The following is a 23,743-nucleotide window of genomic DNA, read 5'->3' as shown; positions in this document are numbered from 1 at the left end:
ATATCCGTGCTGAACGAAGGCATTGACGGCGCGCTGGAGAATGTAGAACTCGGCAACACGGTGTCAGTGCTAAGAGATTTGGCTTGGCTGATCTCCACGCCTGATCTTGTGGTGCTTCCTCCGCCGATTCCCTGTGGAGGGCGGCCCACCATTAAAGAGTTAGGGCTGGAGAAAGCACTATTGCCCTGGCTACGTAAGCTTGGCCTATCACCGCTAACCGCGTTGAACGGCAGCCGCGCAACGCGCATGGGCCATTACCACGAACGCCTGTGGCATATGCTATTAGATCACGCACCGAATACACGGCTGCTCGCCCGGAACGTGCGCATCACCCGCCAGCGCAACACCCTGGGCGAGCTGGATATGCTGTACAGAACCCGCGACAACCCGGCACCGATACATTTAGAAGTCGCTATTAAGTTCTACCTGGGGCTGCCTGAAGGGCCTGGGGCAGCCAATAGTCAAAGCCGCTGGATTGGCCCCGGCGGGTTAGACAGCCTGGCGCTTAAGTGCTCTCACCTCAGACGTCACCAGCTCCCCCTTTCCACCACGGCGCCTGCGCTGGAAACGCTTACGCATTGGCTAACGCCACGGGATCTGGGTGTTTCTGATCTGCGTTTAGGCGAGCAGTTAACCCAGCGGTTGGCGATGCCCGGCGTACTTTACTACCCCTGGCACGCCGCCATGCCAGCGCCCGAAGGCGCGACGGCAGACCATCGCCGAGGTACCTGGTGCTACTTACGTGACTGGCCTGCGCTGGCAGCCCGGTTTCCCGCCATGCCGCGCATGGCGTGGTTGGAAAAACCTCACTGGCTAGCCCCGCCGCCCCTCAGCGCTTTTCGCCCTGCGGCGGAGCAGTTGCCTGCCATTATCGAAAAGGTTCACGCCTGGCGCTCACCCCAGCAAGTAATGCTGTGCTTCTCAGAGCGGGAGCACAATGAACAACGCTACGAGCGGCTATTTTTGGTACCTGATGACTGGCCCCGGCAAGTGCCTCTACCGCCCCGCATTCGGGACTGAAAAACGACCAGAATAAGCCTCTATATAACGACAAGGTTATCGCGATGGATCAGTTCATGGGCTTCCACGTAACCGAGGATGGCTTCGATCTGGTGGCTGGGCTGGCCCGCCAATTGGCGCGCTTCATCAGCGCCATAGTTCACCAAGCCTTTGGCCACTGACGCACCCTGCTCATCCACACACACCACCATATCGCCGCGTTTGAAACCGCCCTGTACATCGCGCACGCCCACTGCCAGTAAGCTTGAGCCTTTATCGCGCAATACCTTGACCGCCCCCGCATCCAGCACCAGCGTGCCACGCACCTGCAGTTGACCCGCCAACCAGCGCTTGCGTGCCGCCATGGGCACTTGGTCAGGACGCAGCAGCGTGCCTAGCGCTTCGCCCGACATTATCCGGTTGATTACGTCGGGCTGGCGGCCACTGGCAATCACCGTGACCGCCCCGGAGCGCGCCGCCAACTGCGCCGCGCGCACCTTGGTGGTCATACCGCCCCGCCCCAGCGCGCCACCGCTGCCTGCCACGGCGGCTAAGCGTGGGTCGTCGGCACGCCCTTCGGCAATCATCTGGGCATCGGGGTTGTGCCGTGGGTCGGCGTCAAACAGGCCTTCCTGGTCGGTCAATAGCAGCAGCGCATCCGCTTCCAGTAGGTTAGCAACCAGCGCGCCTAACGTGTCGTTGTCGCCAAAGCGAATCTCATCGGTGACCACGGTGTCGTTTTCATTGATCACCGGCACTACGCGCATCTCTACCAGCGTACGCAGCGCAGAGAGCGCATTAAGGTAACGCTTGCGGTTGGAAAGGTCGTCATGGGTAAGCAGAATCTGCGCGGTGAGCATGTCGTGGCGGGCAAAGTGCTGCTCGTAGCATTGGGTCAGGCCATTTTGGCCTACCGCCGCAGCCGCCTGCAGCTCATGTACGGCGCTGGGGCGCACCTGCCAGCCAAGGCGCACCATGCCAGCCGCCACGGCGCCGGAAGAGACCAGTACCACTTCAATGCCCTGCTGGTGCAAAGCGGCAATTTGATCCACCCAACCACCGATGGCAGGTTCGTCCAGGCCGCGGCCATCGTTAGTCAGCAGCGCACTACCAATCTTCACCACGACCCGCCGTGCACGGCTGAGCGCGCTGCGGCCCAGGATTTGCTCGTTACTTTCCATGCGACCCACCTCAATCAGACGCTAACAACTTAATCAGGCACTCATCACTAAATCAGATACTCACCACTAAATCAGATACTCACCACTAAATCAGCCACTTGCAACTTAATCAGATGCCCATAAAAGGGGCCGCGCGAACGCAGCCCCCTTTTAGCTTACTACCGATTTTAGCTGACTACCGAATGCACCCGCTCAATACCACTAAGGGGCGTATTCAACTTCAACGTCGTAATCATCGTCGTCGAAGTCTTCATCATCTTCATCGTCCCGCTTGCGCCGACGGCCCAGGCGAGCTTCGGTACGCGCGACCGACTCCTCTTCCATGCGGCGGCGCATCTCTTCTTCACGGGCCAACGCTTCTTCATCTTCGTGCTCAAGGCGGCGCTGCTCGGTCAACCAGCGGTAGGCTGCCTGAACCAGCTTATCGGTGCCATCGCTGCTGATCGCCGAAATGCGGAACACCGGGCCTTCCCAGTTGAGCGCCTGAATAATCTTCTGGGCGCGCTCTTCGCGCTCATCTTCCGGCAGCAGGTCAAACTTGTTCAGCACCAGCCAGCGCGGCCGCTCAGAAAGCGCCGGAGAAAACTGCCCCAACTCATGAACAATGGCTTTTGCCGCTTCCACCGGGTCGGACTCGTCAAACGGTGCGACGTCGACCACGTGGAATAGCAGCCGCGTGCGGGTTAAGTGCTTCAGGAAGCGCAACCCTAAACCGGCGCCATCAGAGGCTCCTTCAATCAAGCCGGGTACATCGGCCATTACGAAGTGCTCGTGCATACCCAGTTTTACCACGCCCAAGTTGGGCACTAAGGTCGTAAACGGGTAGTTGGCGACCTTGGGCTTGGCGGCGGACACCGAGCGAATCAGCGTAGACTTACCCGCATTGGGCATGCCCAGCAGGCCCACATCGGCCATTACCTTCATTTCCAAGCGCAGGTTGCGGCGGTCACCGTCGGTACCCGGTGTCGTCCGACGCGGTGCGCGGTTGGTAGACGATTTAAAGTGGATATTACCCAAACCACGGCGACCACCTTCGCCCACCAGCACCACCTGGCCAATTTCGGTCACATCGGCGATGACTTCCAGGGTGTCTTCATCAATCACCGTGGTGCCCACCGGCACTTTGACGTGCAGGTCTTCACCGGCCTTACCGCTCATTTGGCGGCCCATGCCGCCCTGCCCGTTCTGGGCTTTATAGAAGCGCTGGAATTTAAAATCGATCAAGGTGTTAAGAGCATCGTCACCAATTAGGTAAACGCTACCACCATGACCGCCATCGCCCCCATCGGGGCCGCCCCTGGGCACATATTTTTCGCGGCGAAAGCTCAGACAGCCATTGCCGCCTTTGCCCGCCTCAACAATAATCGAGGCTTCATCGACGAACTGCATTGGATTCTCCCGGCCGCTTCCGCCGCCCTAATATATGCACTACTTTTTCTCCAACCTTTATTCCCACCAGTATCTTGGTAAAACCCAGCATTCTGGTAAAGCGTATTGGAAAAGAGATTTAACCGACAAAAAAGCCCCGCCATAGCGGGGCCTTTTTTCTCGCAACCGCGAGCATAGCACTAGCCGTTTAGGCAGAAACGATGCTAACGAACTTGCGGTTTTTCGGGCCTTTGGTCTCAAACTTCACAAAACCGTCGCTCAGTGCGAACAGTGTGTGGTCACGACCAAGGCCTACGCCTGTGCCCGCGTGGAAACGCGTGCCGCGCTGACGCACGATGATGTTACCTGCAGTCGCCGCTTGGCCACCGAAGAGTTTTACACCTAAGCGTTTGGACTCGGAATCGCGACCGTTACGCGTGGAGCCGGCTGCCTTTTTATGTGCCATTGCAAAATCCTCCTAAGGGAATTGACCGCTTACGCAGAAATTCCGGTAATTTTGACTTCAGTGAACCACTGGCGGTGGCCCTGACGCTTCATGTGGTGCTTACGACGACGGAACTTGATGATGGTGATTTTATCGCCGCGCCCGTGGGAAACCACTTCGGCAGAGACTTTAGCACCACTGATCATCGGCGCACCGATGTTGAAGTCATCGCCATCAGCGACCATCAGCACTTCGTCAAACTCAATCGTTTCGCCGGTAGCGACTTCGATTTTCTCGAGCTTGAGGGTTTGACCTTCTTGAACGCGGTATTGCTTACCACCGCTTTTGATAACTGCGTACATGTCGCTCTCCGGACTGTCGTTAATGCCGTTCTAACGGTTAAACGGCACTCATCTCCTACGCTCTTTCGAGTCGTGCTCTTATCGACCTGCTGCGAGTGGCGCCCCTTTTGGAGCCATCTGACAGGGAGCAAGATGAGTGGGTCGCGGATTATAACGACTATCTTCTCTTACCACAAGACCATAGGCTATTGTCAATTGACACGACCATCTCCTTATAACGGCATATCATAGCGTGACCACAGCGCGTGTCTTGACGCCTAACAGGCAGCCCCATAGCATGACCTCCACTATGGGCGGGAGTTACCGCCTCAATCTGCCGCGATGAACGTATCCCATGACCGCTAACGTCTCCTCAGCCCAGCCTGACAGCCCAACGCCTTCACCGCTGCATGCCGTGGTGGCCGATGATTTCGCAGCCGTCAATCGGACAATTGTCGAGCAGCTCAACTCTAAAGTGCCACTGGTTGAAACGATCGGCCAGTACATTACCGAAAGCGGCGGCAAGCGCTTGCGCCCTTTACTGGCACTCCTAGCCGCCCGCTCCCTCGACTACACCGGCGACAAGCATATTCCGCTGGCCACATTAATAGAGTTTATGCACACCTCCACGCTGCTACACGATGACGTGGTGGATGAATCGCATATGCGCCGGGGCAAGAAAACCGCCAACGACGCCTGGGGCAATGCGCCCTCGGTACTGGTCGGTGACTTTCTCTACGCCCGCTCGTTTCAGATGATGGTCGATGTGGGCTCGATGCGCATTATGGCGATCCTTTCCGGCGCTACCTGCATCATCGCGGAAGGGGAAGTGCTGCAGTTGACCAACATCGGCAACCCCAGCATCTCCGAAGAGGACTACTTCGAGACCATTTTGGGCAAAACCGCCATGCTGTTTGAAGCGGCTTCCCACAGCGGTGCTGTGCTGGCAGAAGCAACGCCGGAACAGGAGCGCGCTCTCCAATATTATGGCCGCTACTTAGGTCTCGCCTTTCAGTTGATCGATGACCTGCTGGATTATCAGGGCGACGCCGATGCCATGGGCAAAAACGTTGGCGACGACCTAGCCGAAGGCAAGCCAACACTGCCACTGATCCACGCCATGGAGCAAGGCACGCCGGAACAGGCCAAGCTGATTCGTCAGGTGATTCGCGATGGCGGTCTTGAGCAGCTCGACGCCGTGCTGGAAATTATTCACGCCACCGGCGCACTCGACTATACCCGCCAGCGCGCCGAAGAGATGGCCGATAAAGCCCTGCAACAACTGGACGCCCTACCGCCCAGCATCTACCGCGACAGCATGGCCCAATTGGCCCGCTTAGCGGTTGATCGCCAAGCATAAAAATTGCTAGATCACACCGCCGAGGACTTGAAAAAACACCTCTGGCTAAGTATGATCCACCCTCCGTTGTTGAGCACAGATAAGCATTGCTCGGCAACCTTCGGAATATAGCTCAGCTTGGTAGAGCGCTGCCTTCGGGAGGCAGAGGTCGTAGGTTCGAATCCTGCTATTCCGACCAAAAATTCCGGAAAACGGCCACTTAGCTAATACAGCAAGTGGCCGTTTTTTGTTGGATTGGTTCTAGGTAGCAAATAGGTAGCACACGTCAAAACTAACGACTGCTAAATATGTTTGAATTCAAATCTCAAGCGCACTGATAAATAGCTCAGCATGCTGACTCAGGTAGTCAATAAAGTATTATTCGTCGTCACCAGCCGCTATCCACCCATCAATCAAGTCACGATTCTCATCGATCCAAATCTGGGCACCTTCTACTGGGTCACCGGCTTGCTCGATTTCGGCCATCAGGCCGCCCAATGTATCGTCGTCCATGTACCAATCATTGAGCACGGACGTTAGCCAGGGATCATCGTCACCGAAACCTTTGCGCGAGAACCAGTGAATATCGTCACTTTCGCCATAAACGCCCTCAGGATCTTCCAGATATTTGAGGTCGTACTCAGCAAAGGCCCAATGCGGGCTCCACAGTGTCACGACGATCGGCTCTTCGCGCTGATAAGCATCATCTAGCGCCGCCATCATCGCCGGCCCAGAGCTATTGATTTGCTTAAGTGGCAATTCGTACACGTCTATCGCATCGTCGGTAGAGCCTGCAATTGCCGAACCTGAGTCAATACCAAGAATAGCCGGGCTACCCTGGTACTCATAAGCCTCGGCGTTTTCGCCAAGCTCAGGGATGGTGTCGATATCCACGTAGCCCGGCACCACCAGGCCCAGCCCAGTACCTTCGTACCAAACATCGTGCACGTCAATCGCATCCTTGTGGGGCTCAAGGAAAGAGGCATCAGTGGTAGGTAACCAGATCTCCAGGGAGAGATCGAAATCCTCGTTGGCCAGACCACTGTAAAGCACACTCTTGCCGACATCGGAAAGTTCAATGTCGTAGCCATGCTCTTCTTCAAGGATGATCTTCCACATGTTGGCAACTGCAATGTTTTCGGCCCAATTATTGGTACCGATCACCAATGACTTGTGATTGTCCGCCTGAACGGCAGTTGTCGTTGCGAGCAGCCCTACCACCAAGAACGATGATGAGATTTTATTCATATTAAGCTCCCTTCTAATAATTTAGCCATGCTAAAAAGTCAATCGTAGCAGGTTATTACCGAATAACGATCGACATTACTGAATAGCCATCATGAGAAAAAAGAATGTAGTACCATTTCACTAGGTATATTCCAGCAACCTGGAATCGAAGGGATAATCGGACAGTAACTCCACTTTTCCGTCGTCGCGTACGTAGAGTTGCTCCTCCAACTTGACGCCCTCACCACCCTTTTCGTGGCCGATAAAGCTCTCCACACAAAGCGTCATTCCCGGCTCAATAATTCCGTCGTAGCCCTTGTCGTCGATATCCTCACGATGAACGATGTAGGGATACTCGCCATTCATGCCAACGCCATGCGCCAAAGCGAAGTAACGGCGCGCCTTGTAGGCTTCTGGCAATTGCCAGGCACGCTCGGCGTATTCCTTAAAACTGATACCGGGCCGGATGTTTTGCATATTGGTACGGATTTGTTCGTAAGCCATGGCGTAGAGATCCTTCTGTGCCTGGCTTGGCTGGCCATCGCCACACAGAAAAGTGCGGGAGAAGTCGGCATAATACCCGTAGCGTCCTACCACGTCGGTATCTAGCGCCACCAGTTCGCCATCTTGGATGATTCGGTCTGAACACTCCTGGAACCATGGATTGGTGCGCGGCCCCGAGTTCATCAAGCGTGTCTCAACAAAGTCAGCATCAGTTTCGATGATGTGCTGGTGCAGCCGTGACCACACAGCGTTCTCGCTCATGCCCGGCTTGATCGCCATTTCGAGCTTATGCACACCCTCTTCTACCGCACGCAGCGACGAACGGATCATCTTGATCTCATTGGGTACCTTGATGGCGCGTGCCAACTCCAGTGGCGCCTGTGCATCCAATACCTCTAAGCCGCTCCTCTGCAGCATGAATGCCGCTTCCGGCGTGGCGCTTTCGATGCCGATACGCTTGCCGCCGCCACATTGACGAACGAGGTCGATGATCTCGTCCGCCCAGGCGCGGGTCACCGACTCGGTGTTCTTCTCATTGAAGTAATAGGAAATTGCCTTCGCCGGGCGAATCTCATCCACCGTAGGCAGGTGCTTGGCCAGGTGCTCGCAGCCGGAAAACTCGAACAACACCACTGACCCTTCGGCCGGGACGAATGCATAGCGCACCGGGTTGCGCGAGCTGTAGACCTGCATGTTGCGCGAGCCTGTGGCATAACGTACGTGTGCCGGATCGAATAGCACGACCGCGGCCAGGTCACGTTTGACGAGCTCATGCCGAACACGGCCAAGACGGTCGAGCAGTACCTGTTCAATCTCGGCGTGCGTCGGCTCGCAATCGCTAGGCGCATGGGTCGGCGGAAGAATGCCGAGGGTATCGAGATCCATCTTCATGGTCTCTCCTCTTCATGGAAAATATAGGGATGCGTGCTTAGTCGATCAGTCCGTCAGTACGCTCGGCATAGCGGGCTTCTGCCTGGATATGCTGCTCAGCGACACGCCCGTACAGTTGACGTGTGCGCTCCAGCTTGCCGACCACGCCGGGCTGCTGCGAATAGGCGAAAATGGCCGTCAGCCGTGGCGTATCACCTTGCACCTCCGAGACGCGGTGCAGACTAAAGCGCCCTTTGAAAAGCTGTAGATCACCCGGACGCAGATCCAGACGCTTTATCGGTGTTGAGTCATCCTCACGAATCACTGCGCTGACACCGGCATAGTTTTCGTCCTGCGGTGTACGAATACCCGGGCAATACTCGAAAACGCCGCCCGCTTCGGGCTGCTGCGTCATCATGGTGACGATGAATTCGTTGGTGTCGTAGTGCCACGGCTGCTGAGTACCATCGGGCAGTACGTTGAGCACGAGGCCAGCGAAAGGGTCGGCATACTCATAAATTTGCTCTTCGCCAAGACAGCGTGCCACCAGCGACTTCATTGCCCTGGAGACATAGAGTCTATGAATCAGGCTATCCGCCGTGATCATGTCCCGGGTGACGAAACCGCTGGTGCGTGTCATGAATATCCGACGTGGATCATCATCCGGTAGCGAGGGGTCATCAGCCGTAAAATAGGCGTTGACCTGGCGCGTGTTGAAGAAGCTTTTCTCGGCCATGTGCGCACTCTCTGTCCGCGCTTGCTCAAGCACGGTCGGATGCAGAAAGCCCCGAAGCACCGCACAGCCCTCACGGTCAAGATCACGCCGTGCAGACTCAATGACCTCAACAAGCGACGGGCTATCGGGCTCATCGAGTGGATAGCGCTGGGTATCGACGAAGGCAGACAAATCTAGGCGCTCAGCATCCGCCAACTGATCAGCATTCAGCATTGGATTATCCTCCAGAAAGAAATATGAACCGGGCTTGGCACCTCGGTGTATCTGGAGGCATAGTGGATAAACCAGCTCTATTGAGGAAACAATTCCTTGTGATGGATTCCATCGGCTATACCGATAGTTCGCCCCGCACGCCGTCGCTCGACAACGAACTGCTGAGTGCTTTCGTTGCCGTCGTGGATAACAATGGATTCACTGCCGCCGCTAACCAACTCCATAAGACCCAGTCGACAATTAGCCTGCGCATACGCACCCTGGAAGAGCGGCTCGGCACGCGTCTATTGCAGCGCACGAGCCGCCAACTGACACTGACCCAGGATGGTGAAACGTTTCTGGTCTACGCCCGCCGCCTGTTGCAATTGCAACGCGAGGCGCTAAGCGTGCTCGGACACGGCGACCACGACGGAGTAATTCGTTTCGGCCTACCAGAAAATTATGCCGAAGCCTGGCTACCGGCACTATTGGCGCGCCTTGCCGAGCTACATCCTCGCATTCGACCGCATATTCATTGCCGCATGTCGAGTGAGCTCATCGAGTCTTTGGAAGCGGGAGAACTGGATCTCGTACTGACCATTCAACACAAGAGCCAACGGCATGGGGTATCAATGGGCCATGAGGAAGTGGTTTGGGCAGCGCATCAAGATTATTGTGTCGCCCCCAATGCACCGCTCGCATTGGCGCTTTTCCCTGACCACTGCCCTTATCGAGAACGCGCCCTGGAAGCCCTTACGCGCCTGGGCAGACAATGGTCGCTAGAGTATACGACCCAAAGCCCCACCGGGCTTCGCGTTGCCGTCAATCAGGGCAAGGCTGTTACGGTCACTGACCGACGCGCCATGCCAGAGAACTGGCGCATCCTTGATGAAGCGGAAGGGTTCCCAGCGTTGCCACCTGCCGAGCTGGCGGTTCGAAAATCGCCGAGCTTCCAGCATCCCGCGGGTGATACGCTCGTCGACCTACTGCGTGAACAGCTTCTCTCCAATAACAGCCTCTACGACGCTTCATAGCCCTGCAGTCACCTGCCCGTCACGGCTTATAAACCTACAGGAGGATCCTCGATCTCCTGCGCCAGCCATTGGCGGAAAAGCTTGAGGTTGGCCGACTCCACTTGATGCGGCCGGGTTGCCAACCAGTAAGAGCGATGCCCGGTAACCTCGACATCAAGCCATGATACGAGCTCCCCTCTATCCAGCTCACGCGTAACCATGTGCCGGTCAGCGATGGTCACGCCTACCGCGTTGACGGCAGCATGAATCGCCAATTCCAGTAGATCAAACGCGATACCACCGCTGGTCTTCACGCCTTCGATACCAGCCGCTGACAGCCAGTGATCCCAGGTATGAAAGCGATCCTCCCCCCAAAGGACATGGAGCAGCACCTGGTGATTGAGGTCGAGCGCATCACGACGCATAGACCCTCTGAGCTTGGGTGCGCAGACGGCGATATGACTTTCTTGCATCAAGTGCACCAGCTCGGCATTCGACCATTCACCGGTGCCGAAACGAATCGCTGCATCCAGGTTTTCGTCTCCCACAAGGTCGTCATCGGCACGCGTTGTCAGGGACAGCTCCAGATGCGGGTGCAATGATTTCAAGCGCCCCAGCCGCGGGATCAACCATCGGTTGGCAAAGGTAGGTGGCGCATTCAGGCGCAGGTGGGGGACAGCATCCGGCTCTTGCAGCCCTCTTACGGTCCAGGCAATACGATCAAAGGACTGACGCAGCACTGGTTGCAACCGCCGCCCCGCGTCGGTCAATCGGAGGTGGCCCGAACCGCGTTGAAAAAGCGCCACCCCCAACTGCTCTTCCAGTAACTTTACTTGACGGCTGACCGCGCTCTGGGTCACACAGAGCCGCTGCGCCGCCAGGGTAAAACTCGCACACTCGGCGGCGGCCTCGAAGGCCTTGAGAGAATTGAGTGGGGGTAATGTGCGTGACATGCGCCGAGTCCTCATTGAGTGATTTTTTCGCAGAAACTAAGCAGATGATGTCAGTAAACGCCGAATGAATACCAGACTTGCATGAGTTATTGGAATACCCCCGGTTCACTTTCCTCGTTTGTGGGGTCACACCTGAGCGCCTAGTATCACGACGACATGCCAACTCACCGCCGAGGTTATTTAATGACGAACCGTTCCCACGCCGACTGGCAGAAACGTGCGAGTACGCTCCCACTGCCACAACTGGCCTATATCGACGGACAATTCGTCCCCGCTCGTAGCGGCGCTACCTTTTCCGCAGAGAATCCTGCCACTGGTCAAGTGCTCACCGATGTGGCGGCTTGCGACGCTGCCGACGTCGACCTCGCCGTCTCTAGTGCTCGCCGCAGCTTCGAAAGTGGTGAATGGCGAGACTTGCCGCCTACTGAGCGCAAATCGCGCATGCTCGCCTGGGCGGATGCCATTGAGGCACAGCTCGACGATATTGCGTTACTTGAGACCTTGGAAACCGGCAAGCCAATTGGCCAGACCACAACCGTGGATGTGCCCGGCTTGGTCGGGGGGCTGCGCTGGTATGCCGAGTCACTCGACAAACTTTACGGTGAGACGGCACCTAACGGGTCAAGCAGCGTCTGCCTGGTAGACCGTGAGCCGGTGGGTGTGGTCGCCGCCGTGGTGCCCTGGAACTACCCGTTGATTATCGCAAGCTGGAAGATTGGCCCGGCACTGGGCGCAGGCAACTCGGTGATACTCAAGCCCGCTGAGCAGTCTAGCCTGGCAACGCTCAAGGTGGCCGAGCTTGCTCAAGGGGCTGGCATTCCCGCTGGCGCCTTCCAGGTGGTCACAGGCCTGGGCCACATCGCTGGCAAGGCATTGGGTCTGCATGTTGGCGTCGACGCTGTCGGTTTTACCGGCTCCACTGAGGTCGGGAAAGCCTTTCTTGAGTATTCCGCGCACTCCAATATGAAGCGTATCGGTCTGGAGTGCGGTGGCAAGAGCCCCCACATCGTCACTCGCGATGTGGAAGACCTAGACACCATCGCCATGTCGGTCGCCTATGGTGTCTGGTACAACCAGGGCGAGACCTGCCACGCGGGAACCCGCTTGATTGTCGATCGAACCGTCAAGGAAACGCTGCTTGCCAAACTCCGCGATTGGGCCGAGGCACTACAGCCCGGTGACCCACTCGACCCAGCCGTACAGATGGGGGCGATGATTGAACAGGCGCATATGGAAAAGGTGCAGGGATATCTTGAACAGGGCCAGCGCGAAGGGGCGAAACTCTTGTTCGGCGGCGAGCAGGTACGCTGCGAAAGCGGAGGGTACTACCTGACCCCGGCGGTGCTCGACGATGTTACCAATAATATGCGTGTGGCCCGCGAGGAGATATTCGGGCCCATCCTGGTTGTGATTACCGTGGACGATCTGGATGAGGCGTTGACCATCGCCAATGACACTGACTATGGCCTAGGCGCGGCGATCTGGACTGATCGACTACGCGACGGCCACCGCGCCGCCCGCGCCCTTCGAGCGGGCACCGTTTGGGTTAACTGTTACGACCACACATCGATCAATGCACCCTTTGGTGGCTATAAGCAATCCGGCCAGGGTCGCGACAAATCGCTTCATGCCTTTGATAAGTACACAGAACTCAAGACCACCTGGATCGAGATTTGAGCACCATGTCCCTGAACCATTTTCACACCGGACGTCAGACACCGATCATAGCGGGGCCTGACAGTCTTAAGCAGCTACCCGAGCTTCGCCGCCGCCTGGGAGCCAGCCGTTATATGGTCATCAGTGACCAGGGCCTTGCCGCGACCGGTTTGGTCGATGCACTGGTCGACGATCTGGCTGTTGATGCCGAGGTAGATACCTTCCTGGCACCGGCAGGCGAACCCAGCGTGGCTAGCGCCGATGCGGCCGCGGCGGCGGTACGTGCCCTGACCGGTCGCCCCTTGGTAATAGGGCTGGGCGGCGGCACCGCGTTAGACATCGCCAAGCTGGTCGCAGCCCTAGCAGAAAGCCCTGGTGACATGGAGAACTACCTGCTGGCCATGAACCCTTGGGCAGGGCGTGTACCGGCCGTGATGGTGCCAACTACCTCAGGTACCGGCTCCGAAGTTACGCGCACTTCGATTCTCACCGATACACAGGGACGCAAGCTTTGGGCCTGGGGCGACGAGCTGTTACCCGACGCCGTCCTCCTCGACCCGGCATTAACGCGTAACCTGCCCGCACCACTCACCGCCACCACCGGCCTGGATGCCTTCGTCCACGCGCTGGAGGCCACTACCGGCCAGGGGCGACACGCGTTTATTGAGGCCCCGGCGCTGCAGGCCATCCGCCAAGTAGGCGAGACGCTGCCCATTGCAGTGGCTACTCCGCATGATCTGGAGGCCCGCCAGCGCATGCAGGAGGCTGCTTGCCTAGCGGGCCAGGCCATCGATAATGGTGGCACCGGCATCGCACACAACATCGGTCATGCCCTGGGTAGCTGTTACCACTTACCGCACGGTGTTGCCGTGACGCTGGCTCTGGAAGCGTCATTGGCTTGGTCAGTGACAGGTAATGAAGCACGCTTCACGCCAGCAGCCCATGCCCTGAAAGCCGGCAGCAAAGCCCAAGAATTGCCCAGACTATTCCGTGAGCTCGCTGATCAGGCCGATTTCAATCAAGCTCTTGCCCCCTTTGCTGAGCTGACGTTAAACGCTGAAGCGCTAGCCTCGACCATGCAAAAAGAAGAGAACGCGCCTATGGCCCGCAATGCTGCTCGCCGGCCAACTGGCGATGACTGGCAATGGCTCGCTGAAGCCACGGTGACCGTGTTCGCACGTCGCATCGCCGAGCTTGCCACCCAAAACAGCGAGGTCAGCGCATGAACGTAATCGAGCGCATCGAGATCAGCCAGCACCAATGCGAACTGGATCCACCTTTCCCGGCGGCCTGGGATAGCCAACCCAGGCGCAAGTTTCCGGCTACCATCGTTCGCGTGATCGACAGCGAAGGCCGTGAGGGCATCGGCTCGGGTGATGCCATGTATGGTTTCAGCGACTTCCGGTCGCTATTCCTTGGGCAAGACCCCTTAGTCATCGAACGCCACAGTGCAGTCATTGACAACATCGGTTTTCATGCCGGGCGCTGCTGGCCATTGGAAGTTGCCCTCTGGGACTTGATCGGCAAGATCAAGGCCCAACCGTTATGGCAATTATTGGGCGGCACCTCGTCACGCCTGAAGGCGTACGCCTCCAGCGGCACTCATCGCCCTACCGAGCAGGTCGTCGCCCTCGCCGAGCAGATTCGCGACGCGGGCATCCCCGCCATGAAACTACGCTTCGGTCGTCACCGGCTCGATGATGATCTGGCCGTACTCGCCGCTGTGCGTGATGCCGTGGGACAAGAATTGGATCTGATGGTCGACTGCAACCAGGGCTGGCGGATGCCGTGGGATACCCAGGCACCCTGGGATTTGGCCAAGGCAAGCGAGGTGGCTGAGGAGTTGATTCGCCATAATGTGCTCTGGATGGAGGAGCCGCTCTATCGCGGCGACTACCCCGGCATGCGCGCCCTCAACGACCTGACCGGCGAGCGACTGAAAATCGCCGGTGGCGAGATGACCCGCGAACCCTATGAATTCCGCGAAATGCTGCGACAGCAGTGTCTTGACGTTTACCAACCGGACGCCGTGTGCTCCATCGGCCTTCTCGGCTTATCCAGACTGGCGAAAGAGGTCACCACAGCAGGCAAGTGGTTCACGCCGCATACCTGGGGCAATGGCATCGGCCTTGCCGCCAATCTGCATCTCACCGCAGGAGCGGTTGGCCCAGTTGGCTGCCCTTATCTGGAGTACCCCTTCGACCCACCGGAATGGACACCTGAGGTACGCGACTTTCCGCTGACGACCGCTATCAAACCCGACGCCGAGGGCTGGCTGACGCTCTCTGATGAGCCTGGCCTGGGCATCACGCTTGATGAAGCACGCCTGGCGGCCACCCGCGCTGACCAAGCAACTTGGCAATAGCCATCATTACCGTTTGTGACTGTGCAAAGCTAGTCAAAAAAGAGCCCAGTGAAAGAGTGCAAAACAAACTAGCATGCTAACAAACATGCTACGATATGCGTTTATGCTTTTCACTCTCCCTCCTTCTCTTGGTATGGACAAGACTATTAGCCAATTAACGCATATTAAGGCCGTACTACTGTTTGCCAGCACTATGACCGTGATGTCGGGGGCAATCATCGCGCCTGCACTGCCGGGCATCAGCCGCCATTTTCCCGACCAGCCCCAGGTAGTGATCCAGCTGATTCTGACCCTGCCTGCGCTGATGATTACGCTGTTCAGTCCACTGATGGGCTATCTTGCTGACCGGTTTGGGCGCAAGAAATTGCTGCTGATGATGCTGGGCATCTACGGTTTTGCGGGGGGCGCGGGCTTTTTCATTGATCGCGTGGATCTGCTATTAAGCTCCCGTGCACTGATGGGGATTGCGGTAGCCGGTATTCTCAGTATCAGTACCACGCTGGTGGGGGATTATTTTGACAGCTCCGAACGCGCCCGTTTTTTGGGGCTGCAAAGCAGCTGCATGGCGCTGGGCGGGGTAATCTTTATTAACCTGGGCGGGCTACTTTCCGACTGGAGTTGGCGCGGCCCGTTTTTACTCTATATGACCGGTGTGCTGCTGCTTCCCTATGCCTGGGCGATTCTCCAAGAGCCTCAATCCAGTGATGGTGCCAGCCGCGATACAAGCGATGCGCCGGTAACGGTGGACTACGGGCGTACCTGTCTTGCTTACCTGATCGCCATGATCAGCATGACCATGTTTTATATGTTTCCCGCGCAGCTGCCCTTTCTGCTTTCCCAGCAGGGTCAAGTCAGCGGCGTAGCGATCGGCGTGGCGCTCTCGATGGCAGCCCTGACGGCCAGCATCGTGGCGTTTTGCTATGGTTACTACAAGCCGTTCCTGTCGGTGATGACCATCTATGTGCTCGGTTTTTTCCTGGCGGCCGCCGGTTTTTTGGTGGTGGGCTTCACCCAGAGTTACGCCATGGCCATCGTGGGTGCGGCGATCTCCGGTTTTGGCCTTGGCGCCTTTATGCCCAATACCACCACGTGGCTGATGCGGATCACTCCTCAACGGGTGCGTGGTCGGGTGTTTGGCGGTTTTACCTCGACCTTCTTTTTCGGCCAGTTTATCTCCCCGGTGGTGGTCGCCCCGGCGGTGATCTGGCTGGAGTCGTTGCGTAACGTGTTTACCGGCATGGCAGTCGTGTGCGGCCTGCTGGCCGTTGTCCTGATCATTCTAGGCAAGACGACGCTAAAGGCCGACAGCCAGCTTTGAGCATCAGCACTTACGCGGGCGGGTGAACCAACCCCACGACACTGACAAGAATCAGCACCGCGCCCAGCACACGAAAGAACAGCCCGGTGTTCGCTTTGAGCATATAGCGATGGGCTTTCTCGCCCACCAAATGGCCGATAAAGGCACAGGGCAGCAGCCACAGCTGGTGAATTAACTGAAGATCCACGCCTGCAATCAGGAACGAGACCATCTTGATCATCACCAGGATAAACCACAGCACAAACATGGTATCCCGCAGTTGCTCTTTGGCGACGTGAGTGGCGAATACCGCCACAATCAACGGCGCGCCAATCAGCGACGTACCGCTGACATACCCACCAAGCGCCAGCAGCACGTAGTCCACGTACTTGTTCTTGCTTTTGAACGGCTTATTCAATACATAGCCAATGGCATAGATGATCACAATGCCGAAAATGATACTGGTCATGACTTGTGCGGGCAGCGTTAACAGCCCCACTACCCCAATCAGCTTGGGGATGATCATGATTTTCAAGGCTTTGGTTAAATAACCCCAATCGATATTACTCTCTGGCGATGTGGTGCCCACGCCCGCTTGCTGCAGCTGGCGATGCCCACTCCAGGCGATCCAACTGGAGAAAATCAGCAGGTGAATGGCAATAATCGGCAAAAATACCAGTGGCTCGTTGACGACCAAAAGCAGGAAAGGCAGTGCCAGCACGGCACCGCCAAAGCCCAGGCTGGTTCGCACAAAACCGCTCCAGGCAAAAATTAGCCCGATCAGCGCATACTGGTACCAGAGTAGATCTGTCATGGTTCGCGTTAGGATCCTAAGTTAGGGGTGGATATCTCCCAGCGTCCACCAGCGTGGCAATAGCGCACGTACGCTGGCCTGGGCAAAACGATCATCCATTAATACCACAACCCCTTGATCTTCTGGACTGCGAATAACGCGACCTGCGGCCTGCACCACTTTGATCATGCCGGGAATGCGGTAGGTATAGTCGTCACCTTGGCCGAAGCGGGCGGTTAGTCGTGCTTTAAGCGCTTCGTTAAAGTCGTTAAACGGCGGTAGTCCCAAGGTGGCGATAAAGGCTCCGATCAATCGGTCGCCGGGCAGGTCGATGCCTTCTGCAAAGGCACCGCCCAACACCGCAAAGCCGATGCCTTCTCCGCCGGGTGCAAAGCGCGCCAGAAATTCCTCGCGCTGCGCTTCCGGCATCCCGCGGGTTTGGCTGAAAACGGGTACTTCCGGGTGCGCCTCGCAAAACCGCGCCAGCGCTGCCTCCAGGTAGGCAAAGCTGCTGAAGAACGCTAAATAGTGGCCTGATTTGCGCTGATACTGCTGCGCCATGGCCGCGACGATAGGATCGATAGAGGCGTCCCGATCCCGAAAACGCGTGGAGATATCCGTGCGTATACGCACCTCCAACTGACACGCAGTAAAGGGCGATGCCACTTCCCGCCATACCGTGTTTTCCTGCAAGCCCAGCAGATCCCGGTAGTAGTGGGCAGGGTTTAACGTCGCCGAAAACAGCACCACTGAGTGGGCCGCGTTAAACCGTGCGGCCAGAAAATCGGCGGGTATCAGATTGCGTAACCCCAACACCGCCTGACCGCGCCCATAGCGGGTAAGATCACACAGGGAGTGCTCACCAAAGCGCTCCGCCAGGCGGCAGAATGCCAGCGCTTCAAATAACAATTCCTGTAGTTCCAGGCTGGCATCTTCGGGGTGCTCACCCAGGTGGTCAGTGATGGCGGCGCCCACCTGTTGGGCAGCGGTGACTAGCTTGTCGGGCAATACCGTAAGCAGCCGGTAGGCCGGTTTCCTGGGGTCGCCCTCCTCTTCCAGCCCTGCTTCTTTAATCACCGCTTGCCATTGGCGGGCCAAACGACCCAGGGGCCGGGAGAGCGCTTTGGGCGCAGCACGGCGAACCCGGTTGAAACGCTGCTGATCGAGCTCGGCGCTGTACATGCCGCGGGCGCGCTCAATCAGATTATGCGCTTCGTCGACCAGCACGCCCGTTCGCCAATCGTTGGCCTGGGCCAAACCGTGCAGCAGGGCGTGGCTATCGAACCAGTGATTGACGTCACCGACGATCACATCCGCCCAGCGCGCCAGCTCCTGGCCGAGATAATAGGGGCAAACATCGTGGGCCAACGCCACTTCGCGCAACGCGTCGCGATCCAGCCATCCCTGATCCACCGCCGCTTGGCGTGCTGCAGGCAGGCGATCGTAAAAGCCGGCGGCCAGTGGGCACGACTCGCCGTGGCAGGCGCGATCTGGGTATTCGCAGGCTTTCTCCCGCGCCACCAGTTCCAGCACCCGCAGAGGAAGTGTTTCATCACTAGTGCGCAGTGTAGCCAGGGCATCCAGCGCCAAACGGCGGCCGGGGGTTTTCATGGTCAGAAAGGCGATTCTATCAAGCTGCTGGCGGGGCATGGCCGAAAGCATCGGAAACAGCGTGCCCATGGTTTTACCAATACCGGTGGGCGCCTGAGCGAGCAGGCAGCGCCCGGTGCTGGCAGCTTTGTAAACATCTTCAGCGAGTTCGCGCTGGCCGGGGCGAAACGCAGCATGGGGAAAGCGCAGGGTCTGCAGGCCACTATCGCGATCCTGACGGTGAACGGCCTCCTGTTCTGCCCAAGCGAGGAAGCGTTGGCACTGCTCGGTAAAGAACGCCTGGAGTTCATCGGCAGTGGCTTCCCGGCTGATCAGGGTCTCTTTGCCGCTGGCAATATCCAGATAAACCAACGTCAAGGTAATCTGTTCCAGCGCACGCTCAGCACACAGCAGCGCGCCGTAGACTTTTACCTGCGCCCAGTGGAGGGCGCGCTGATTATCCGCCATGCGCTCCAGGCTGCCACGGTGGGTTTTGATCTCCTCCAGGCGGTTGGCCGTGGGGTCGAAACCATCGGCGCGGCCGATAACTATCAGCCCTTCAAACTTGCCCGACAGGGGCAGTTCAGCGAGATAGTCTTCTCCCCGGCGGCTGGTCACTAGCGTATGCCCTTCCATCCCTTCGCGCGCACTGGGCGCCGGGGTAAAGCGGTGATCGAGGTCACCCTCCCGAGCGGTAAAATCGCACAGCGCGCGCACCGCCACGCGATAGGTCGCGCTCATGGTTCAGGCTCGTCGCCAGTCGACCAGCTCACGTAACACACCGCCACGGGCATGGCATGGCGGTGAAAAAACGTAAGCCAGCGGCGTTGGTTATCCTGCAGCCGATCGCCGGGGCCTTTGACCTCAATCATCCGATAGCGCGGCTCGCCAACGGGCGCACCGGGCATAAATTGAATTAAATCCGGCAGTCCGGCCCGGTTGGCTTTCAGATCCCCCAGCAGCCGCTCAAAGCACAAGCGTAGGTGCACGGCGGGAATGCACGTCAACGCCAGCTCAACCAGCGGTTCATCGACAATCGCCCAGTGCACAAAGGGAGACGCCAGGCCGTGTTTCTCCCGCCAAGTCGCCCGAATCACCTTTTGGTAGCTGCCGTCTTCCAGGTGCGCCAGGCAGGCATGAAAGGTGTCTCGCCGCCGCGCTACAAAATCGTCGCGGTATAAATCCGCCGGGCCATTGTGGAAAGGATGGAAGAAGGCCCCTGGCAATGGAGCGAAAATCGCTGGCCAGCAGAGCAGACCAAACAGCCCGGTCAGCAGCGCATTTTCCACGTAGTAGATCGGCGCCCCAGGCTCGCTGAGTGCCTCGACCACGGCGCGTTCGACCCACTGCGGCCCAGGCAATGATAAGTCCCAGCGCTCATGAGTGGGTTCGGGGTCGCTCGGCTCAGCAGGCAACTTAAGCCGCCGCCGCAAACGGGGCAGAATCCGCGCCAGCGCCTGGTGCTCGGTTTCGTTGGGGGAACTATTAAGCGCTTGGGTCGCCAGCTCAAAGGCCGCAGGGTGTTCCCCTTGGCGCTCCAACACACGTAGCTGCCGAACGCGCGCCTCACTACTGGCGGACTCGCTATACAGCGTCATCGCTAGCGCTGCGTCTCCGCTACGCTCTGCTACTCGGCCCAACTGGAGCAGTAACCGCGCGCGCCGTGTGGCCAGCCAGCGGTTATCCGCAGGCGGTGGCACTTCAGGGAATAGATCGGCGGGCAGCTCGCCGTCGTCCAGACGTTGGCGCAGACGATGGAGCGCTAAATACGTATCCACTTCATGGCGCGACTGGAAAGCGCGGGACTCTGGCGTGAAGGGCACACTTTCAAAACGCTGGAGGCCAAGCTCGGTTAACACGAACTCGGCCCAGTCCTGGCGCAGGTTGCCAAAGAACATCAGGCGCAGGCGGTCGCAGGTTTCCATGACTGTTAGCCGCAGAACTGGATCGTTTGCCTCGGGCCACCACTGGCATAACCGCTTGGGTTCATTGAGCTGGCTCGCCAGCGTGTCGTAGAGCACGGTTTTAGCGCTTGAGGCGCTCAGCCCGGCAGCGCGTATCTCCGCTACCAACGCCTGGCGCAGTTCGGCCAAGCGTAGCTGGTTAAACAGCTCATCAACGCTAAGCACCGATTCACTATCGACCCAACCTAGCGACATCAAGGGCGCCATGGCGCTGGCACTGTCGCCCACCTCGGCGTAGCTTAATTTGCTGAGCCGAAACAGCTCGCCCTTGCGCATCACCATGCGCACCAGCAGCGCTTGGGAGGCTTGCGGTAAGCTCTCAAACTGTTCAAGAAAAGCGAGCTCGTCTGCCGCGAGCAGATCAGCGTGGCGCTCCCCCACCCAGGCCAAAACGAAGCGGAAGTTCGTTAAGTAATAGAAGGGGTCATCAAGGGAGGCGGTAGGTGTCGCGAAAGCACTGTTCATTTATCCATTGTATCAGTGCGATGCTATTTTGACAGTCTCGCCGTCATGGAGATTAAGCAGCACTATGTCAGTTGCCAGTCTGCAAGCTCTGACTACTCAAGCTTAATAACTCGTTACTGTCATTCCTTCGGCACAAGGTCAGCCGTGTTCTGCTGGTACTGGCGTGGCGTCATGCCCTTTAGCTCACGAAAGTGACGGTTGAAATTGGAGAGGTTGTTATAACCAACCTCGAAACATATATCGGCGATGGACTGCTTACCTTCAAGCAACAGCCGACAGGCATGACCAATGCGGATCCTCCTGAGAAAGGCAACGAAGGTGTCGCCGGTGGCATGCTTAAAAAAACGCGAAAAGGTGGAAGGCGTCATGCCGTTATTCTCAGCCATTGTCGACATGCGCAGCCCTTCATGAAAGTGGTCGTGGATATAGAGCAGTATGGCATCGACCTGCTCGGAAGAGGCGCCCTTGGCATCCAGGCCGTACTCTCGACCGGCCAGGGTATGGTATTCGCTTTGCGAGAGCCTGCGCAGAATGGTCAACATGGTCAGTAGCCTGCCAGCATTATCCTGCTCGCCCATCCTGATGAGCAGTTCGGCACAGCGTGCCGCTTCTTCCCCCTTGAACTCCACTCCCAAGGCCGAGTCCTCGATGAGTGTCGACAGGCAGTTGAGCTCCGGGCAGAGCGCCATCATGTGTTCCAGCCACTCGCCCTTGAACTGGAGGACAACGTCACGGCCCTTGATCACCGGTTGCACGTCATCGAGCTCGCTAAACCAGGCGTGCGGAATATTCGGTCCCACCAGCACTAAATTACCGGGTTCGAAGCGGCCAATATAATCCCCTACAAAATAATGCCCTGCCGAATAACGGATGAGATGTAACTCATATTCGGGATGGTAATTCCAGCGGGCAATAGGGGCGGGGAAATCATGGCTGTGCCAGTAGAAACTAAATTTCGGATCCTGACTGATGCACTCGAAAACAGGCGCACCAAGAGGAGTATCGTTGAGATGCGAAGTAATCATAGTTTATCAGTGCCTCTTTCAGCTATCAGCGATGTCTGGATAAGACGCCCATGCCTGATCTCTTACTATCCTGAATTAAAGTGAGCCGTTGGCCTTTTATACTTTGGTCACAAAAAGTCTTGCGTCTTTCCAACAGCACCGCCCAGGCATTATGGAAAGTGCCATTTAAAACAGACCATTACCTACCACGCTAAGAAAGCCTGCAAAAAAGTATCAGTCCCAAGCAAATTATAGCCTAGCGGTTTTTTCCACATGGCGCGTAGATTTGTTTCAAGCCTGAAGCGAGGTTAACTAGACCAAAAAAAGGCCGGTTCTCGCCCCTTTAAATACAATTCGAGAATAGCGTCATGAAAGCAAAAGCTCTGGTGCTGGAGAAGAAACGCGAGCTGTCGTTACGAGAGATCGAGCTCCCTGACCAGCTCGGCCCGGAGGACGTTCGCGTGCGCATCCATACCGTCGGCATCTGCGGTAGCGACGTGCATTACTATACCCACGGCCAGATCGGCCCCTTTGTAGTCCGTGAGCCAATGGTACTCGGCCATGAAGCATCCGGTGTAGTGACTGACGTCGGCCGAAACGTAAGCCATCTTCATGTGGGCGATCGGGTGTGCATGGAGCCTGGTATACCCAACCCCAGCTCGCGCGCCGCCAAACTAGGCGTCTACAACGTCGACCCGAGCGTAAGGTTTTGGGCCACGCCACCCGTGCACGGTTGTCTGACGCCCGAAGTCATCCACCCAGCAGCATTCACCTTCGCACTTCCCGATTCGGTGTCCTTTGCCGAAGGCGCCATGATTGAGCCGTTCGCGATCGGCATGCAGGCGGTCATTAAAGCGCGCATGCAGCCAGGCGATATCTGCGTCGTGACCGGCGCAGGGCCGATCGGCCTGATGGTTGCCCTGGCCGCGCTTGCGGGCGGCGCCAGCGAGGTGCTGGTCTCCGACTTGGTTGAGGAAAAGCTGGCAATCGCGGCTCGTTATAAGGGCATCACGACTGTCAATGTTTCGCGGCACTCCTTGCGAGAAGCCGTCGACAGGTGTTGCGGCCACGAGTGGGGTGTCGATGTGGTATTCGAGGCCAGTGGTAGCCCCAAAGTCTACGACGACATCTTGGCCTGCGCCCGACCTGCCGGCACGATCGTGCTGGTTGGTATGCCTGTCGAGCCGGTCACCTTCGATATCGTGTCGGCGCAAGCCAAGGAACTGCACATAGAGACAGTGTTCCGCTACGCCAACGTTTACGACCGGGCGATCGACCTGATCGCTTCGGGTAAGGTAGACCTCAAACCATTGATTACCGAGACCTTTGATTTCGAACACAGTATCGATGCGTTCGAGCGTGCCGCAAGCGCACGGCCCAATGATGTCAAGCTGCAGATCACGCTTGATACCTAACCCCGCCAGACCTGAACCCAAGAGAG

At 57.6% G+C, this 23,743-nt stretch carries 20 protein-coding genes and 1 tRNA gene; 9 read left to right on the top strand and 12 right to left on the bottom strand.

Features of this window, described 5'->3' with window-relative positions; translation table 11 throughout:
* Positions 1–6: 6 nt before the first annotated feature.
* Complete coding sequence (locus tag ACW17M_RS18365; RefSeq protein ID WP_009287886.1) at positions 7–1,020, top strand: DUF1853 family protein; 1,014 nt, start codon at positions 7–9, stop codon at positions 1,018–1,020.
* Positions 1,021–1,040: 20 nt separating this feature from the next.
* Here ACW17M_RS18365 and proB read toward each other — a convergent pair whose 3' ends face one another.
* The 4 genes from proB to rplU form a co-directional block, all read right to left on the bottom strand.
* Positions 1,041–2,180, bottom strand: coding sequence for a glutamate 5-kinase (gene proB, locus ACW17M_RS18360; RefSeq protein WP_039859963.1), 1,140 nt, complete (start codon positions 2,178–2,180; stop codon positions 1,041–1,043).
* Positions 2,181–2,381: 201 nt separating this feature from the next.
* Positions 2,382–3,569: an Obg family GTPase CgtA gene (gene cgtA / locus ACW17M_RS18355; RefSeq protein ID WP_009287884.1), complete on the bottom strand. Its 1,188-nt coding sequence runs from the start codon at positions 3,567–3,569 to the stop codon at positions 2,382–2,384.
* A gap of 187 nt (positions 3,570–3,756) precedes the next feature.
* Complete coding sequence (gene rpmA / locus ACW17M_RS18350) at positions 3,757–4,014, bottom strand: 50S ribosomal protein L27 (RefSeq protein ID WP_008957069.1); 258 nt, start codon at positions 4,012–4,014, stop codon at positions 3,757–3,759.
* Between the two features lie 29 nt (positions 4,015–4,043).
* On the bottom strand, positions 4,044–4,355 hold the full coding sequence (rplU, locus tag ACW17M_RS18345; RefSeq protein ID WP_039859961.1) for a 50S ribosomal protein L21: 312 nt from the start codon (positions 4,353–4,355) through the stop codon (positions 4,044–4,046).
* A 334-nt stretch (positions 4,356–4,689) separates the two neighbouring features.
* Here rplU and ispB point away from each other — a divergent pair, with 334 nt between their 5' ends.
* A complete protein-coding gene (gene ispB / locus ACW17M_RS18340; protein ID WP_457547918.1) occupies positions 4,690–5,694 on the top strand; it encodes an octaprenyl diphosphate synthase in 1,005 nt (334 codons plus the stop codon).
* Positions 5,695–5,795: 101 nt separating this feature from the next.
* Positions 5,796–5,872: transfer RNA gene (locus tag ACW17M_RS18335), tRNA-Pro, on the top strand.
* 179 nt (positions 5,873–6,051) lie between these two features.
* Here ACW17M_RS18335 and ACW17M_RS18330 read toward each other — a convergent pair.
* The 3 genes from ACW17M_RS18330 to ACW17M_RS18320 all read right to left on the bottom strand — a co-directional run bounded on the left by ACW17M_RS18330 (position 6,052) and on the right by ACW17M_RS18320 (position 9,223).
* Positions 6,052–6,921 (bottom strand): glycine betaine ABC transporter substrate-binding protein, encoded by an 870-nt coding sequence (locus ACW17M_RS18330; protein WP_027958195.1) that lies wholly within the window; start codon positions 6,919–6,921, stop codon positions 6,052–6,054.
* Positions 6,922–7,041: 120 nt separating this feature from the next.
* Positions 7,042–8,295 (bottom strand): M24 family metallopeptidase, encoded by a 1,254-nt coding sequence (locus ACW17M_RS18325; protein WP_457547917.1) that lies wholly within the window; start codon positions 8,293–8,295, stop codon positions 7,042–7,044.
* Between the two features lie 37 nt (positions 8,296–8,332).
* Positions 8,333–9,223: a HalD/BesD family halogenase gene (locus tag ACW17M_RS18320; RefSeq protein ID WP_027958193.1), complete on the bottom strand. Its 891-nt coding sequence runs from the start codon at positions 9,221–9,223 to the stop codon at positions 8,333–8,335.
* Between the two features lie 101 nt (positions 9,224–9,324).
* Between ACW17M_RS18320 and ACW17M_RS18315 the strand changes: the two genes are divergently transcribed.
* Positions 9,325–10,236 carry a LysR substrate-binding domain-containing protein gene (locus ACW17M_RS18315; RefSeq protein ID WP_035539365.1) on the top strand — a complete coding sequence of 304 codons (912 nt, stop codon included), beginning with the start codon at positions 9,325–9,327 and terminating at the stop codon, positions 10,234–10,236.
* Positions 10,237–10,262: 26 nt separating this feature from the next.
* On the opposite strand, the gene ACW17M_RS18310 is transcribed toward ACW17M_RS18315, so the two are convergent.
* Positions 10,263–11,168 carry a LysR substrate-binding domain-containing protein gene (locus tag ACW17M_RS18310; protein ID WP_457547916.1) on the bottom strand — a complete coding sequence of 302 codons (906 nt, stop codon included), beginning with the start codon at positions 11,166–11,168 and terminating at the stop codon, positions 10,263–10,265.
* Between the two features lie 183 nt (positions 11,169–11,351).
* Between ACW17M_RS18310 and ACW17M_RS18305 the strand changes: the two genes are divergently transcribed.
* The 4 genes from ACW17M_RS18305 to ACW17M_RS18290 all read left to right on the top strand — a co-directional run bounded on the left by ACW17M_RS18305 (position 11,352) and on the right by ACW17M_RS18290 (position 16,507).
* The gene (locus ACW17M_RS18305; protein WP_027958190.1) at positions 11,352–12,845 is read left to right on the top strand and encodes an aldehyde dehydrogenase; all 1,494 of its coding nucleotides are present in this window, start codon (positions 11,352–11,354) and stop codon (positions 12,843–12,845) included.
* A 5-nt stretch (positions 12,846–12,850) separates the two neighbouring features.
* Positions 12,851–14,050 carry an iron-containing alcohol dehydrogenase gene (locus ACW17M_RS18300; protein WP_027958189.1) on the top strand — a complete coding sequence of 400 codons (1,200 nt, stop codon included), beginning with the start codon at positions 12,851–12,853 and terminating at the stop codon, positions 14,048–14,050.
* Entirely contained in the window at positions 14,047–15,189 is a 1,143-nt protein-coding gene (locus ACW17M_RS18295) for a mandelate racemase/muconate lactonizing enzyme family protein (protein ID WP_027958188.1), read from the top strand. The genes ACW17M_RS18300 and ACW17M_RS18295 overlap by 4 nt, the downstream gene beginning before the upstream one ends.
* Before the next feature lie 103 nt (positions 15,190–15,292).
* Positions 15,293–16,507, top strand: coding sequence for an MFS transporter (locus ACW17M_RS18290; protein WP_027958187.1), 1,215 nt, complete (start codon positions 15,293–15,295; stop codon positions 16,505–16,507).
* Positions 16,508–16,517: 10 nt separating this feature from the next.
* Here ACW17M_RS18290 and ACW17M_RS18285 read toward each other — a convergent pair whose 3' ends face one another.
* The 4 genes from ACW17M_RS18285 to ACW17M_RS18270 form a co-directional block, all read right to left on the bottom strand.
* The gene (locus ACW17M_RS18285; protein WP_027958186.1) at positions 16,518–17,300 is read right to left on the bottom strand and encodes a sulfite exporter TauE/SafE family protein; all 783 of its coding nucleotides are present in this window, start codon (positions 17,298–17,300) and stop codon (positions 16,518–16,520) included.
* A 21-nt stretch (positions 17,301–17,321) separates the two neighbouring features.
* On the bottom strand, positions 17,322–19,610 hold the full coding sequence (locus ACW17M_RS18280) for an ATP-dependent DNA helicase (protein ID WP_457547915.1): 2,289 nt from the start codon (positions 19,608–19,610) through the stop codon (positions 17,322–17,324).
* Entirely contained in the window at positions 19,607–21,298 is a 1,692-nt protein-coding gene (locus ACW17M_RS18275; RefSeq protein WP_457547914.1) for a VRR-NUC domain-containing protein, read from the bottom strand. Before ACW17M_RS18275 ends, ACW17M_RS18280 begins: the two co-directional genes overlap by 4 nt.
* 119 nt (positions 21,299–21,417) lie before the next feature.
* Complete coding sequence (locus ACW17M_RS18270) at positions 21,418–22,323, bottom strand: helix-turn-helix domain-containing protein (protein ID WP_027958183.1); 906 nt, start codon at positions 22,321–22,323, stop codon at positions 21,418–21,420.
* A 347-nt stretch (positions 22,324–22,670) separates the two neighbouring features.
* Here ACW17M_RS18270 and ACW17M_RS18265 point away from each other — a divergent pair, with 347 nt between their 5' ends.
* A complete protein-coding gene (locus ACW17M_RS18265) occupies positions 22,671–23,717 on the top strand; it encodes an NAD(P)-dependent alcohol dehydrogenase (RefSeq protein WP_027958182.1) in 1,047 nt (348 codons plus the stop codon).
* The last annotated feature ends 26 nt before the right edge of the window (positions 23,718–23,743 follow it).

Source organism: Vreelandella sp. 2A-K22 (genome assembly GCF_054065485.1).
Note: the sequence above shows the minus strand (reverse complement) of the source record. Positions and strands in the feature narration are given on the sequence as shown.

Bases quoted from the DNA above. Each gene is read 5' to 3' on its own strand.
- proB (WP_039859963.1), bottom strand. From the start codon at position 2,180: ATGGAAAGTAACGAGCAAATCCTGGGCCGCAGCGCGCTCAGCCGTGCA.
- cgtA (WP_009287884.1), bottom strand. From the start codon at position 3,569: ATGCAGTTCGTCGATGAAGCCTCGATTATTGTTGAGGCGGGCAAAGGC.
- rpmA (WP_008957069.1), bottom strand. From the start codon at position 4,014: ATGGCACATAAAAAGGCAGCCGGCTCCACGCGTAACGGTCGCGATTCC.
- rplU (WP_039859961.1), bottom strand. From the start codon at position 4,355: ATGTACGCAGTTATCAAAAGCGGTGGTAAGCAATACCGCGTTCAAGAA.
- ispB (WP_457547918.1), top strand. From the start codon at position 4,690: ATGACCGCTAACGTCTCCTCAGCCCAGCCTGACAGCCCAACGCCTTCA.
- ACW17M_RS18330 (WP_027958195.1), bottom strand. From the start codon at position 6,921: ATGAATAAAATCTCATCATCGTTCTTGGTGGTAGGGCTGCTCGCAACG.
- ACW17M_RS18325 (WP_457547917.1), bottom strand. From the start codon at position 8,295: ATGAAGATGGATCTCGATACCCTCGGCATTCTTCCGCCGACCCATGCG.
- ACW17M_RS18320 (WP_027958193.1), bottom strand. From the start codon at position 9,223: ATGCTGAATGCTGATCAGTTGGCGGATGCTGAGCGCCTAGATTTGTCT.
- ACW17M_RS18315 (WP_035539365.1), top strand. From the start codon at position 9,325: ATGGATTCCATCGGCTATACCGATAGTTCGCCCCGCACGCCGTCGCTC.
- ACW17M_RS18310 (WP_457547916.1), bottom strand. From the start codon at position 11,168: ATGTCACGCACATTACCCCCACTCAATTCTCTCAAGGCCTTCGAGGCC.
- ACW17M_RS18305 (WP_027958190.1), top strand. From the start codon at position 11,352: ATGACGAACCGTTCCCACGCCGACTGGCAGAAACGTGCGAGTACGCTC.
- ACW17M_RS18300 (WP_027958189.1), top strand. From the start codon at position 12,851: ATGTCCCTGAACCATTTTCACACCGGACGTCAGACACCGATCATAGCG.
- ACW17M_RS18295 (WP_027958188.1), top strand. From the start codon at position 14,047: ATGAACGTAATCGAGCGCATCGAGATCAGCCAGCACCAATGCGAACTG.
- ACW17M_RS18290 (WP_027958187.1), top strand. From the start codon at position 15,293: ATGCTTTTCACTCTCCCTCCTTCTCTTGGTATGGACAAGACTATTAGC.
- ACW17M_RS18285 (WP_027958186.1), bottom strand. From the start codon at position 17,300: ATGACAGATCTACTCTGGTACCAGTATGCGCTGATCGGGCTAATTTTT.
- ACW17M_RS18280 (WP_457547915.1), bottom strand. From the start codon at position 19,610: ATGAGCGCGACCTATCGCGTGGCGGTGCGCGCGCTGTGCGATTTTACC.
- ACW17M_RS18275 (WP_457547914.1), bottom strand. From the start codon at position 21,298: ATGAACAGTGCTTTCGCGACACCTACCGCCTCCCTTGATGACCCCTTC.
- ACW17M_RS18270 (WP_027958183.1), bottom strand. From the start codon at position 22,323: ATGATTACTTCGCATCTCAACGATACTCCTCTTGGTGCGCCTGTTTTC.
- ACW17M_RS18265 (WP_027958182.1), top strand. From the start codon at position 22,671: ATGAAAGCAAAAGCTCTGGTGCTGGAGAAGAAACGCGAGCTGTCGTTA.